The following is a 13,727-nucleotide window of genomic DNA, read 5'->3' as shown; positions in this document are numbered from 1 at the left end:
CAGGCGAGGCTTTCCAGGCATCGCCAATCTATAGAGGAATATTTGTGGACTGGCTAAATCAATTCGGAAGTTCATTATCTACGGAAAACATCTGGGCAGAATATCTGCTGCCATGGGGTACCCAGATTGTTCTGGCGTTACTGATATTTTTTGCCGGCCGCATGGTCGCCAATCTGGTGCTGAAAGCCATCACCGGCATGATGGTCAAGGCCCGGGTTGAACCGATCCTGACAGATTTTGTAAGCACGGTACTGCGGGCACTGCTGATGGTGCTGGTGGTGGTGATCTCGCTGTCGCAGCTGGGTCTGGATACAACCTCACTGATCACCTTGCTGGGTGCCGCCGGCCTGGCAGTTGGTCTGGCCCTGAAGGATTCACTGTCGCATTTTGCTGCGGGTGTCATGCTGATTGTTTTCCGCCCGTTCAAGCTGGGGGATTACGTTGAAGTCGGTGGTGTCGCCGGTTCCGTCAACAAGATCACCATTTTCAGTACTCGTTTGAAAACTCCGGACAACCGGGTAGTCACCGTGCCCAACGCCAATGTTTTTGGTAACACCATGGTGAACTATTCGGAAGAACCAACCCGCCGTCTGGATATGGTCGTGGGTATTTCCTACGGCAGCGACCTGCTGCTGGCCAAAAAGATCATGACCGAGATGCTGGGTAATGACGAGCGTATCCTGAAAGACCCGGCCTTCACCGTAGCGGTATCCGAACTGGCCGATTCCTCCGTTAATTTTGTTGTACGCCCATGGGTAAAAGCAGCCGATTACTGGGTGGTTAAATGGGAACTGACGGAAGCCATCAAATTACGTTTTGATGCCGAAGGAATTGAAATTCCGTTCCCGCAAATGGACGTTCATCTCAACAAAGTCGATTAAGCAAGTTTCCCGCCTCTACACCCGCTCGATTATGCGACCAATGGCGTAACGCCTTGGTCGCTGAAAAGACTCAAGATGTAATAACAATAATAAGAAGGTTATCGCCATGTATCGTTGCTTTGTGCTCACCGCACTTGCGTTGTCTGCGCTCACCGCTCAGGCCGCCGACTCCATCAAACTGGGGTTGAACTACCCCTCGACTGGCCCCTATAAAGAACAGGGAATCGCCCAGGCCCGTGGTGCCTTGCTGGCCGTTGAGGAAATCAACGCCGCAGGTGGTGTGTTGGGCCGTCCACTGGAACTGATCACGGCCAATACCGCATCCAAACCGGATAAAGCCGTCGAAAACGTCAAGCGGCTGTCGTCCCAAGGGGTCTCGATGCTGTTTGGTGGCTCTTCCAGTGCCGTGGCCATTGCCGCCGGTAAAGAGGCTGCCCGTCAGGGTCTGATCTATTTTGGCACCCTGACCTACGCCAACGAAACCACAGACGAGGAAGGCCATCGTTATATGTTTCGTGAAACCTACAACGCCTGGATGGCCGCCAAAGCACTGGCGTTTTATCTGAACCAGAGTCTGGCCGGTAAAAAAGTGTTTTATCTGACCGCCGACTACAGCTGGGGCCATTCCACCGAAGGCTCCCTGCGCACCTTCACCAATACCCAGGATAAAAACAAATACCCCGGCGTTCTGGTACCTTTTCCACGCCCGAAGCAGGCAGATATTGAAAGTGCTCTGGAAGCAGCAGAACGCGCCAATGCGGATGTGCTGATGCTGGTTCAGTTTGGTGACGATATGGCCAGCACGTTGAAGGCAGCCTATCGCATGGGCCTGAAAGACAAGATGACCATTGTGGTGCCCAACCTGACGCTGGGTATGGCCATCTCCGCCGGTGCTGGCATTCTGGAAGACGTTATTGGTGCCGTGCCCTGGACCTGGCAAGTGCCTTATCTGTACGGCTTTGAAAAGGGCCAGCAATTTGTTGAGCGCTTTGCCGATCGCTTCCAGAAATACCCTTCCAGCTCTGCTGCCTCGGCTTACAATATTGTCTATGAATTCAAAGCGGCGGCAGAACGCACCGGTAGCCTGAGTAGCAGCCGTCTGATTTCCGCTCTGGAAAACCACACCTATACCGGCGTCAAGGACCCACAGACCTGGCGCGATTTTGACCACCAGAGTGTACAGTCCGTGTATGTCGTCAAAGGCAAACACCGGGCGACGGTACTGGCAGACAAGTTTAATGAAGACTACTTTGAAGTCCTGCTGAGTATTCCGGGTAAGACGGCGGCCAAAACCTATGAAGAATGGTCAGCCACCCGACAGGCAGCGGGCAAGTCGCTCACGCTGAAATGATCGTATGATCGATCCGCTCAAGGGAGCGGATCGGGTTTGACCAGAGGTAAACACTAGCCGGACTGGCAGTCCTGCTGCGCCAGGGCTTGCTGGAAGTATCGGCTGGCACCAACATGATCCTGTTCTTGCACCAGTAGCTTGCCCATTTCGGCGTTTAGTCCGGGCAGGTTTTTCAGCTTCAATCCCATCAGCAAAAACTCTCTGGCCCGCTCCGGTTGCTCAAGACGCAGCGCCAGGCGCGCCAGAATCAATAACAGTACCGGATCATTCGGCCGTTCCTGCAGTTGTTTTTCTGCAAAGAGGAAACGTCTGCGGGCATCCGCGCCATTAAGTCTGGCGTAGGCCAGCAGCAAGTCATCACGCCAAACGTACGCCAGCCCGTTACGCAAATCCACTTCGGCCTGCTCATCCTCTCCCAGCTCATGCAGGGTATCGGTGTAGTGCAGCAGAATATCCCCCTGACGGCGGCAGTGTCGGGGCATCGACTGATACAGTTTCTTCAAGGCCGCTACCGGGTCCTTGCTTTGCTGCGCCTTGGCTGTACGGTCGATCAGCTGCAAATAGACTTTTTCTTCCAGTTCCTTGAGCTTGCTTTCAGGAATTTTTCCGGCTTTGCCAGCCTTGCCCAGAATCGGCAGTAATTCGTGTAACGCCACCCAGTCTTCCAGATCCTGATACAGCCGCACCAGCAATTTAAGCAAGTAGCTATGACGGGGATAACGGTCGCGCAAGCTGACCAGAACCGCCAGGGCCTGCTCCTTGTGGCCGCGAGAGATCAGCAACTGGGCATGGGAAATACCAACCGCCAAATCAGCCCCGCGGGTGCTTTTACTGGCAGCACTCAAGAGCTCATCGGTGGTGTCGTGCTTGCCTTGTTCATACGCCGCACGGGCGGCGGCCAGATAGTTGATCAGCGGCATATCGGTATCGGTTGCCGAACGTGTCAGCAAACGTTCAGCCCTTGACCACTGCCCCAATGCCAGCGACAACAGACCACGGGTGGTTTGCTTGCGGGCACGGGCGGTACGGCGACTGCGCCGCCATTCATTAAAACGCCAGTCGGAACCCAGCATCACCAGGCTGAAACGGAATAAGAAATACACCGCCACCAGCATGACGCCAAGCAGTAACAAAAAGAACCACAAGCTGGTTTCAAGGCTGTAATGATGCCAGCTCAGCAGGACATAACCTGAATCCTGCCCCGCCAGAGACCCTGCCCCCAGGGCCACCACCAGGGTAATTACAAAAAACAGCAACCAGCGCTTCATGGCTGTGCTCCTTGCGGCTCAGTGGTCGCCTTGGCAGCAGGAGCCACTGGCTGTTGCTCCGGGCTGTATTCTGTTTCATCCAGAATCATACGTGCACGCAGAGCCTGCAAGGATGCACTGATATCCGGTACCGCCGGACTCACCTGCCATTGTTGCAGCTCGCCCAGCAACTGGCGTAATGCCAGCACCGCCTGATCTTGCTTGGGCAAATAACGTTCAACCCAGCCTTTAACGCGGCCAAGGCTGTTGTCGTACAGGTTCTGATCGCCACGCAACATCGCCAGCTGGGCCTGTTCCAGCATCAGGTGGGCATTCTGTTGCAGGTAATAAGCCTGCTCCGGTGCCATGGGAATATCGACAGGGCTGTCTTGACGACGTATCCGTACCACCTGGGCAAGTCCTTGTTTCAGCTCATCAAACAGCTGCTGGTACCAGGCTTGAGCGGCTCCGGCCAGAGTTGTATTGGCGTCGGAGGCTGTTGATGGCAACCGCACTTGTGGCAACCAGTCAACCTGATCCAGAGAATCCTGCATCGCCTGCAAGCGGGCAATCGCACCGACCTTGTCGACACCGGGCACCCGGCGCAGCTGTTGGATCTCGCTGGCTATTTTAGTCCGGACGTTATCGTAGGCCGGGTTGTTGATTTCCAGCAGCACCTTGTCGGCAGCCACCAGCATGGCGGCCGCTCCGGTAACATCACGCTCCAGGTTCAGGCGTTGATTCGCCAATCGCAGCAGGTATTCCACTTCGGCCAGGAGCCAGTCCTGACGATCGGAACCGGCCAGCCCGGCCAGCCGTTGTTCATTATGCTGCGCCTGACGGGATACCGTGGCCAGCTGGTCTTGCAAAGCCCGATCACCGCTATCCTGTTGCTGCTGGCGCTGACCCAGTGTATTCAGGGTTTGGCGATCAGCCTGCGTCTGTTGTGCCATGCCTTGCAACTGCTGTTGCAGCTGGCCCAGCTGTTGATGCTGTTGCAACCCATACCAGACCACAGCCGCCGAGACGGCCAGTGACAGTAACACCAGAATAACCAGCAGCCAGATTGCCAATGACGATCGCCGTCCAGGGGTGTTTTCCTTGTCGGGTTTGCCTGCTTGCGCATCCGGTCGGGTCTTTTTCGACGCCGCTTTTTTATTCGTCGACGCCGTCGTGCTGTCGCTCGAGGCTGCGGGAGCTTGCTCTTTGTCCAGCGTTACCTGGGCGTCAGCGCCCGCATCGTCTGTTGTTTGCTTGTCTTTGTTGTTGTCCACGTCTGTTTTCCTGTCACCGCCGCCGCTAGCGACCTGATTATCGGGTTACAGCTGCGCCGCCAGGCAGCTGAGCATGTCGTCATCCCTGGCACTGGCGGGAACCAATACCGGATCGTAGCCTTTGGCCCGCGCCTGTTCGGCAATCCGCTCACTGGGCAGTATCAGCCCGGCAATCCGGTTAGCCAACGTGGGCACCTGCCTTTCTATAATATCCAGGGCCTGGCCACTGCTGAGCAGCAGCCATGGACGGGTACCGAGTGTCACGTCCCAATCGTGACTGCTGTACTGCCGCGGTCGCCGTTCATACAGCTCGGCATAGTCGACACAAGCGCCACGCGCACGTAATGTCGTCGCCAGTGTTTCCCGACCACCAACACCCCGCCAGATCAGAATGCGTTGTTCTGCCACTTGCTGCAAGGCAGGTAATGCAAGCAGTCCTTCACTGTCATATCGGCTGGCCGGACAGCTGGCCTCCAGACCGTACTGCCAGAAGGGTTCGGTACTGGCTGGGCCAACACCATACCAGTGCACTCCCAGCGGTGGCTGGGGCCAATACGTATCCAGCCATTCCAGCCCCGACCGGGCTGCGTTGGCGCTGATGGCAATCACGTGCTGGTAGAGGTCGAGATCGAGCATCCGGGCACGGGCCAGACGCGCGTGCTCGCTGTGCTCGGCCACCGCCTCAATCGCCATCAATGGCCGATGCAGGCAGTGATAACCGGCCTGCTCCAGAGCGGCGATCAGGTGATCGGCCTGACCCTCGGGGCGGGTCACCAGAATCGTTGTCAAAGCCTAGCGTACCTCACGACCGTAGACTTCGGTCAGGATCTCGCCAGCCCCTTGGGCCAGCAGATGCTCTGCCGCCAGGATACCCAGTATCTCTGCATCGGCCCTGTTGCCCTGCTGTTCCGTGGTCAGCACCTTGCTGCCATCGACGGAGCCCACCAGCCCCCGCAAGGTCAGCTGGTCGCCTTGTAATTCTGCATAGGCGGCAATGGGCACCTGACAACCACCTTGCAAACGACGGTTCAAGGCCCGTTCGGCCAGCACACAGTCGGTGGTATCGGCATGGGCCAAAGGAGCGATCAGTGTCTGGGCAAGCTCATCATCACAACGCCACTCAACCCCCAATGCGCCCTGGCCACCGGCAGGTAAGGACTGTTCGGCCGAGAGGGATGCCGTCAAGCGATCACCCATTTCCATTCGCAGCAGTCCGGCAGAAGCCAGAATAATGGCATCAAATTCACCGGCATCGAGTTTGCCCAGGCGCGTCTGGACGTTGCCACGCAGGGAGCGAATCTGTAAATCCGGCCGCTGTTGTTGCAACTGGCACTGGCGCCGCAGGCTTGAGGTACCGACAACCGCCCCTTGTGGCAGTTCGTCGACACTGCTGTAGTTGTTGGAGACAAAAGCGTCCAGCGGGGTTTCCCGCTCACAAATCACGCCCAGCTCCAGCCCTTCCGGAAATTCCATCGGCACGTCTTTCATTGAGTGCACGGCAATATCGGCACGGCCGTCCAGCATGGCGACTTCCAATTCCTTGACGAACAATCCTTTACCGCCAATTTTGGCCAGCGGTGTATCGAGAATCTTGTCACCCTGGGTGGAGAAGGTCACCAGTTCTACTTCCAGATCTTTATGCAAGGCCATCAAGCGGGCCTTGATATGTTCAGCCTGCCACAGGGCCAAAGGACTTTTACGGGTAGCAATACGGAGCAGACGAGCTGATGACATGATGATCCTTATTCGACGGGAAGTATGGTGGCCTGGCTGGCAGACCACCGATATGAGACATTTGCAAATCATACCAGTGCTGGCGCGTCAGCTGAAATTACCCGGATCAGCTAAGCAGCAGGAAATACCGTGTTCAGGGCTAAAATGACTTCATTACCTTGCGCACATCCGGTAAATGGCGGCGACTAACCGCAACACCGTCTTTGATACCGTTCAGGTATACCACATGGCCTCGACCTTCCTGCGCTTCCAGTCGCACGATACGATCCCGCGCCACCAACGCACTGCGGTGGACCCGGACAAAGCGGTCGCCAAATTCTTCTTCGAGCTGACGCAGGCTGTCATCGATCAATGTTTCGCCTTGTTCCTGAATGGCATTGACGTATTTCTGATCAGCCAGAAAGTAGCATATGTCTTCCAGCGGGATACGTTGCAAGCCCATATGAGTGCGGGCAGTCAGGTGCGTGCGTATTTTAGCGGTACCTTCGTCGTGCTCCGGTTTTTCTTCTGACAGATCCCGGCTTGCCAGTTCCCGGGCCTCCAGCCGCTCCCTGACCCGCTCCAATGCCCGCTGCAAATCCGCCGGACGTACCGGCTTGAGCAAGTAATCGATGGCGCTGACACCGAAGGCATCCAGAGCATGTTCATCAAATGCCGTACAAAAAACCACCAGCGGAGGCGTGTCATATTGCTGCAATGCCTGGGCGGTTTCCAGCCCGCTGCGGCCAGGCATCTGGATATCCAGCAGCAATACATCGGCACGGTGGTGCTCCAGCCATTGCAAGGTGGCATCCCCGCTCTCCAGTTCGACCACCAGTTCAAAATCCAGGTGCTCTTTTAACAGGCGTGCCAACCGGCCACGAGCCAGCGGCTCATCATCAACCAGCGCCAGGCGATAACTCATGGGTACGCTCTCCAGAATACAGTGGAATCATGATCCGCGCCTGGTACTCATCCGCCAGCTCCAGTGTCTGTAGCCGGGCAGAATCACCAAACAGGGTGTCCAGTCGGGCACGGATATTACGTTGGGCAATGCCATTACCCGGCTTGCTGCTGCCGGGAACCCGGGCATTCGCGACCATCAGCTCCCAGCCTCCCGTCACCGGGGTCAGCGAAATACGAATCCAGCCGCCACCAACCAGGGGCTGAATGCCGTGGTAAACCGCATTTTCAAGCAATGGCTGGAGAATCAGGGTTGGCATAATAATCTCCGGCAAAGGGTCGGGGAGTTGCCACTCGATCGTCAGCCGTGCCCCCAGCCGAGTATGTTCGATATCCAGATAACGCTGGCCAAATTCTATTTCCTGCTCCAACGTCGATGGCGTGTCGTCGGCTTTCAGAACCACCCGGAACAATTGCGCCAGATCCAGCAGCATGTTTTCGGCTTTTTCCGGATCAATCACAATCAGCGCAGCGACGGTATTCAGTGTATTAAAAAAGAAATGCGGCCGAATATTGGCCTGTAACGCTGACAGCCGCGCCTTGAGCTCTGCCTGCGCCTGAATCCGCCACTGGCTCTGCACATAAAAGTAGCGTAATGCCAATGCAGTCACCAGGGCACTGACCAGCGCATTCCGGGCCAGCCAGAGCCAGTCGATGCTTCTCACACTGGTTGGCCACAACCAGTCCGCCATCAACCCCACGCCCAGTGTCACCAGCTGCACCAATAACAGCGCCAGCACCGAAACCAGCATGACGTTCACCTGCACCAGCACAAATCGCAGCTGACACAACACCGCCACCGACAGCAAGGCCACCCACTGCACAAACAGCGAGACCAGGCCAAAACGTTCCCAGGAAAACGCCGCCAGCGACGATTCCATCAAGGTCAGAATCGCTACCAGGCCTTCACTGACCGCCAGCAAAAACAGGATTGCCCGGGTGTTACACAAATCGGGCAGGAAAAACGCATCCAGTAAACTGCGATCATGCTGATGGCTGACAGCGGATACGGTATCTGACATAGCTGATCCTCTGACCGTAAGGTAAAAACAGTACTAGTCTCGCTTTAGTCTCGGACGACAACAAGTATCTGCTCCACATTCCGGTTAAACCGTTGCCACGCCACAGGTATACTCTGCGGCTGGAAATTTTCTGTTGTGGCTGGCCAACGCCAATAGAGCCACAACATTTGCGTTTATTGAGGGGGAGTACATGACTGATCAATCCACCAATGCCTCGTGGGGCGGCCGTTTTTCTGAGCCAACCGATGCATTTGTTGCCCGTTACACTGCGTCAGTGGACTTTGACCAGCGCATGTACCGCCACGACATCCAGGGCTCGGTTGCCCACGCCCGCATGCTGGCCCACGTCGGAGTGCTGAGTAACGACGAGCGCGACGATATCATTCGTGGCCTGGAAGAAGTACGTATCGAGATTGAGCGCGGTGATTTCGACTGGTCGATCGCACTGGAAGACGTGCACATGAACATCGAGGCCGCACTGACTGCCAAGATCGGTATCACCGGCAAAAAACTGCACACCGGCCGCTCCCGTAACGATCAGGTTGCCACCGATATCCGCCTGTACTTGCGTGATGAAATCGATCTGATCAGTGCCGAACTGACCCGCCTGCAACAAGGCCTGATTGAACTGGCCAAGCGGGAAGCCGACACCATCATGCCGGGCTTCACCCACCTGCAAACCGCACAGCCAGTCACCTTTGGTCATCACCTGCTGGCCTGGAATGCGATGCTGGAACGGGACTACGCCCGCCTGCAGGATTGCCGCAAGCGGGTTAACCAGTTGCCTTTGGGTGCTGCGGCGCTGGCCGGTACGACTTACCCGATTGACCGCTTCTATACTGCCGAATTGCTCGGCTTTGACGCTCCCACTGAAAACAGTCTGGATTCTGTCTCCGATCGCGACTTCGCCATCGAATTCACCAGTGCCGCAGCGCTGATCATGATGCATATGTCACGCTTCTCGGAAGAGCTGGTGCTGTGGGCATCGGCGCAATTCCGCTTTATTGATTTGCCAGACCGCTTTTGCACCGGCTCATCCATCATGCCGCAGAAAAAGAACCCCGACGTTCCTGAACTGGTACGGGGCAAAACCGGCCGGGTCTATGGTCATCTGGTCAGCCTGCTGACACTGATGAAGTCCCAGCCACTGGCCTACAACAAGGACAATCAGGAAGACAAGGAACCCCTGTTCGATACTGTCGATACCTTGCGCGACAGCCTGCGAGCCTTTGCAGATATGGCTCCTCACCTGCAAGCACGTCGGGATGATATGCGGGATGCTGCCAAGCGGGGTTTCTCGACCGCCACCGATCTCGCCGATTACGTGGTACGCAAGGGTATTCCCTTCCGTGACGCCCACGAAATTGTTGGTAAAGCGGTGGCTTATGGCCTGGAGCAAGACAAGGACCTCAGTGACATGACGCTGGAAGAACTGCAGCAGTTTTCCGATGAAATTACTGCCGATGTCTTTGATGTACTGACCCTGGAAGGCTCTGTTGCCGCTCGCGATCATATTGGCGGTACTGCACCAGATCAGGTACGGGCAGCTGCGGTGCGGGCGCAGAATATGTTAGCATCCAGACCTTAGGCGTACTGTTAGCAGGGAAGCGATATATTAATGAATGGATTTGTCTATGCAGCAACGGGCGATATTGGCTACACACAGCTAGCCATTCGCTCGGCTCGCAGTCTCAAGGCACAATGCCCCGATTACCCGATCGACTTGTTCACAGATCAACCATGCGATGACGATGTTTTCGATCAGGTTCATGTGTATGAAGACTCCTGGTTTCGCGCCAAAATTGACGCGTTGCAGGATTCCCGCTTTGAAAAAACGGTTTATATCGATGCCGATACTTTTGTAATCGACGATATATCTGATGTGTTCTTTATCCTTGACCGTTTTGATATCGCGGCGGTACACGATCAGGCGCGAACCAGTCACCATGGCCAGAGAATACATAAACTACCATTTCCTGAATCGTTTCCAGCCTTGAATAGTGGCGTTGTCGGAGTACGAAAAACGGAAGAAACAACGGCCTTTCTCAATACCTGGAAGCGGTTAATGCAAGAGACTGGCAGCAATGCTGACCAGCCACTTTTTCGGGAGCTGATTTGGCTCTCTAACCTCCATGTACATATATTACCTACCGAATACAATGTCATGCACTTGCACTGGTTACGTATCACTAACCGGGCGCGAGGATTTCCGAAAATTATTCATAGCCCCAGCCTGCATCACTTTATTGATAAAGATGGCGAGGCCTGTCCGTCCTTGCTGAGCCTGCTGGGTTACAGAACCATGCGCAACCTGATTAAAACCTTTCGGGCCAAAGGTACTCACAATCTCGAAAAAGTCCCACAGGAATTTTTTCTCGGCAATCCATCAGACTACTCTTTGATCAACAAGATAAAGTACTTTGTCTTGTCCGATTATTTTTCAAAAAAATAGCATCGACGGTGACCAAGCAGCATCGCGGCACCTTTGTGTAGTCCCAGTCCCAGCGTAAGTCATGTTTTCTACCGGTACCCGGGTAGGCACCGGCGCATCTCAGACTTGTTGCTGCCGCTTTTTGAACCAGCCTTCCTGCCCGGCAATCGTGACCAGACGGAACACCAGCACGGCATGCATAACGCCGATCAACCCTGCCGGGGCATAGTCGTTGACGCTGAACATCTCCCATACCAGGGCCGGTAACACCAGAATCGGAAACCAGGCGATATAGCGGTAAAAGAATTTCTCAAAGCTGGAGATCGCTTGATTCTCTGTGGCTGTTTTCTTGTTTTTATTATCTTTTTTCACATCAACCTCGGAAAAATAGACGTTGCATCGCTGACTAAACAGTATGCTGGCAGACTGACAAAAGCCTGCTCTGGCGCTGCGTTGCACGTTCAGGAGCAAATCCTGACAGGCTTCTAATGGACCATACAAGCTATCAAATTGCCACTCGCCCTTGGTCGTAGCTCTGTTTAAAGGTCACGCATTGCCGGACAATATGCTAGTTTCTGATGCAGTACGGCGGCATAGTCCCACCGTTGGTTCAGCTACCCTACAGACTCTCTGCCGGTTCATCATGAAATTGCCTATTGTTTATCACACCAACTATTCTTGCCCGTTCCCGGACAACCATCGTTTTGTCATGTCCAAGTTTGTGCGCCTGCACGACCATCTGTTACAGCAGGGTTATATCCACGATAATCTCTATCGGCCTGCCGCGGCTTCCATCGCGGACCTCGCCATTACCCACAGTCCGGTTTACCTGCAGGCTCTGGTTGACGATGCCATTGAGATGAAAGCCTGGCGGCGCCTGGGCTTACCCTGGAGCCAGGGTTTGATAGACCGGACCCTGACCGCACCCAATGGCACCTTGCTGGCCGCCCGGCTGGCACTCCAGCATGGCATGGCCACCCATCTCGCTGGCGGCACCCACCATGCTCATTATGATTTTGGCTCTGGTTTTTGCCTGGTCAACGATCTCGCCTATACCGCCCTGGCTCTGCTGCAACGGCGAGAAGTCCAGCGTTTGCTGATTTTTGATCTGGATGTGCATCAGGGGGATGGCACTGCGGCTCTGCTGGAGCATGAGCCACGGGCATTTACTTGCTCGATTCACTGCGAGAAGAATTTTCCTTTCCGTAAACACCGCAGTGATCTTGATATTGGCCTTGGGCAATACCTCGATGATGCTGCCTATCTTACAGTTGTCAGGGATACCTTCGAACGCCTGATTCATGAACATCAGCCAGAGCTGGTGATTTACGATGCCGGAGTTGATGTCTGGGAAGGAGATGGGCTCGGCCACCTGAATATAACCCTGGAGGGTATTCAGCAACGGGACCGCTGGGTGCTGGCATACTGCCAACAGCGCGGCATACCGGTTGTGACGGTCATTGGAGGTGGCTATGACAAGGATCACCAGCGCCTGGCAGAACGCCATGCCAGTGTGGTGAAAACCGCTTCCATACTGTTTGCTGAACAATAAGCAAACCGGCAGGTGTGTACAGGTGTGATATTGATTGAACGCATAACAGATTAACAGATACAAAAACAGGCGCCATGGCGCCTGTTGCACATCATCTTCTGTCGTCAATCAGAACAGTATATGCGCCGCAAGATCGAAACCGCCCTGGGTAGATTGGGTTTCGTAGATGTGGTGGCCATCCTCCGCATCCTGCCAGCCAATCGACTTGAAGCCGTAACCCAGGTCAACATCCAGATGTTCATGGAACTGCCAGATTACGCCTGCGCCAAAATTGAATGCAACGCCGGACAAGTCCTCACCATCGGCATAGTACTCTCCTGAATCATCGTAGGTGTACAACCCAAAGCCAATCAGCAGATAGGGTCTGACGGCTTCGTAACGCCAAACAAACGAATAATCCACATCAAGGCCAGAGTATGATTCATCATCATAAAAATCGTTGTCATATTCTACATCAATGGTCGCCAAAGAGACTTCCAGGCGGTTGTCGTTATCAAACTGATAACCCAACCCGATCGATTGTTGCGAATACTCATAATCATAGGTAACAGAGTAACGACCTGATGTGTATTCCTCTTCTCCACTGCCGATAAAACCGGCTATTCCCACACCGGCATAAAACTGGCCAGCCATCACAGAGGATGAGGCAGCGACCATCAAGGGCAACAAGGCCCTGGAAAATACTTTGGACATAAGGACGCTCTCCTGAGCTTTGGGAACACGATATCGTATAAAATCGCACGAACAGGAGACAGAAAAATATTAACGGCCATCTGACATCCTGTCGGCAGAAAATAAAAAGCCCCCGAAGATTCGAGGGCTGCCGTCAAAAACAGGCGAAGCTTAGCGCTTGCCCAGTTTTTCACGGATTTGCTGAATGGTGCGCAGCTGGGCTGCGGCTTCAGCAAGCTGGGACAGAGCGCGGGAATAATCAAAGTCGGAACCTTGATTTGCCAGTGCTTGTTCAGCGTGTTTCTTGGCTTCCAGAGCGGCGGCTTCGTCAATATCGTGCGCACGAACTGCCGTATCAGCCAACACAGTCACCCGGTTTGGTTGAACTTCCAGATAACCACCAGAGACGTAAACAACCTCTTCGCTACCGCCTTGTCTGACGATACGAACCGGACCTGGTTTCAACGGGGTCAGCAAGGGCGCGTGGCCTGGTTCAATACCAAGCTCACCCATCAGGCCCGCAGCAATAACGCGCTCGACCAGACCGGAGAAGAGATTCTCTTCGGCACTGACAATATCGCAATGTACAGTGATCGCCATAAGGTATTCCTCAGGTTGAGG

Annotated in this window: 14 protein-coding genes; 5 read left to right on the top strand and 9 right to left on the bottom strand. The window is 54.8% G+C overall.

Translation table 11 applies throughout. From position 1 onward, the window contains the following. Positions 1-44: 44 nt before the first annotated feature. Both Q8W24_RS03960 and Q8W24_RS03955 read left to right on the top strand, forming a co-directional pair. Positions 45-881, top strand: a complete 837-nt coding sequence (locus tag Q8W24_RS03960; protein WP_303431202.1) for a mechanosensitive ion channel family protein — start codon at positions 45-47, stop codon at positions 879-881. A gap of 106 nt (positions 882-987) precedes the next feature. After that, on the top strand, positions 988-2,232 hold the full coding sequence (locus Q8W24_RS03955; protein WP_305413587.1) for an ABC transporter substrate-binding protein: 1,245 nt from the start codon (positions 988-990) through the stop codon (positions 2,230-2,232). Positions 2,233-2,285: 53 nt separating this feature from the next. Here the strand turns inward: Q8W24_RS03955 and Q8W24_RS03950 are convergent, their stop codons facing one another. From Q8W24_RS03950 to Q8W24_RS03925, 6 genes are all read right to left on the bottom strand, one after another. Beyond that, positions 2,286-3,500, bottom strand: coding sequence for a heme biosynthesis HemY N-terminal domain-containing protein (locus Q8W24_RS03950; RefSeq protein ID WP_305413589.1), 1,215 nt, complete (start codon positions 3,498-3,500; stop codon positions 2,286-2,288). After that, entirely contained in the window at positions 3,497-4,753 is a 1,257-nt protein-coding gene (locus Q8W24_RS03945; RefSeq protein WP_305474473.1) for a uroporphyrinogen-III C-methyltransferase, read from the bottom strand. The genes Q8W24_RS03950 and Q8W24_RS03945 overlap by 4 nt, the downstream gene beginning before the upstream one ends. A gap of 45 nt (positions 4,754-4,798) precedes the next feature. Next, positions 4,799-5,542, bottom strand: coding sequence for a uroporphyrinogen-III synthase (locus Q8W24_RS03940; RefSeq protein WP_305413592.1), 744 nt, complete (start codon positions 5,540-5,542; stop codon positions 4,799-4,801). A 3-nt stretch (positions 5,543-5,545) separates the two neighbouring features. Next, on the bottom strand, positions 5,546-6,487 hold the full coding sequence (gene hemC / locus Q8W24_RS03935) for a hydroxymethylbilane synthase (RefSeq protein ID WP_305413593.1): 942 nt from the start codon (positions 6,485-6,487) through the stop codon (positions 5,546-5,548). Positions 6,488-6,626: 139 nt separating this feature from the next. Continuing rightward, complete coding sequence (locus Q8W24_RS03930; protein WP_305413595.1) at positions 6,627-7,391, bottom strand: LytTR family DNA-binding domain-containing protein; 765 nt, start codon at positions 7,389-7,391, stop codon at positions 6,627-6,629. Beyond that, on the bottom strand, positions 7,366-8,451 hold the full coding sequence (locus Q8W24_RS03925; RefSeq protein ID WP_303431209.1) for a sensor histidine kinase: 1,086 nt from the start codon (positions 8,449-8,451) through the stop codon (positions 7,366-7,368). Before Q8W24_RS03925 ends, Q8W24_RS03930 begins: the two co-directional genes overlap by 26 nt. A 190-nt stretch (positions 8,452-8,641) precedes the next feature. Here Q8W24_RS03925 and argH point away from each other — a divergent pair, with 190 nt between their 5' ends. Continuing rightward, a complete protein-coding gene (argH, locus tag Q8W24_RS03920) occupies positions 8,642-10,039 on the top strand; it encodes an argininosuccinate lyase (protein WP_305413597.1) in 1,398 nt (465 codons plus the stop codon). A gap of 30 nt (positions 10,040-10,069) precedes the next feature. Beyond that, positions 10,070-10,903: a putative nucleotide-diphospho-sugar transferase gene (locus Q8W24_RS03915; RefSeq protein ID WP_305413598.1), complete on the top strand. Its 834-nt coding sequence runs from the start codon at positions 10,070-10,072 to the stop codon at positions 10,901-10,903. 99 nt (positions 10,904-11,002) lie between these two features. On the opposite strand, the gene Q8W24_RS03910 is transcribed toward Q8W24_RS03915, so the two are convergent. Next, the gene (locus Q8W24_RS03910; RefSeq protein WP_305413599.1) at positions 11,003-11,254 is read right to left on the bottom strand and encodes a hypothetical protein; all 252 of its coding nucleotides are present in this window, start codon (positions 11,252-11,254) and stop codon (positions 11,003-11,005) included. Positions 11,255-11,525: 271 nt separating this feature from the next. On the opposite strand from Q8W24_RS03910, the gene Q8W24_RS03905 reads away from it, so the two are divergent. Continuing rightward, complete coding sequence (locus Q8W24_RS03905; protein ID WP_305474472.1) at positions 11,526-12,434, top strand: histone deacetylase; 909 nt, start codon at positions 11,526-11,528, stop codon at positions 12,432-12,434. Between the two features lie 108 nt (positions 12,435-12,542). Here the strand turns inward: Q8W24_RS03905 and Q8W24_RS03900 are convergent, their stop codons facing one another. Both Q8W24_RS03900 and Q8W24_RS03895 read right to left on the bottom strand, forming a co-directional pair. Further along, positions 12,543-13,127: an outer membrane beta-barrel protein gene (locus tag Q8W24_RS03900; protein WP_305413603.1), complete on the bottom strand. Its 585-nt coding sequence runs from the start codon at positions 13,125-13,127 to the stop codon at positions 12,543-12,545. A gap of 150 nt (positions 13,128-13,277) precedes the next feature. After that, positions 13,278-13,706, bottom strand: a complete 429-nt coding sequence (locus Q8W24_RS03895) for a F0F1 ATP synthase subunit epsilon (protein WP_303431216.1) — start codon at positions 13,704-13,706, stop codon at positions 13,278-13,280. Positions 13,707-13,727: the final 21 nt, after the last annotated feature.

This window comes from Oceanobacter sp. 4_MG-2023 (assembly GCF_030689165.1).
Taxonomy (GTDB): domain Bacteria; phylum Pseudomonadota; class Gammaproteobacteria; order Pseudomonadales; family Oceanobacteraceae; genus Oceanobacter.
The sequence above is the reverse complement of the archived record's forward strand: the minus strand, read 5'-3'. Positions and strand labels throughout refer to the sequence as shown.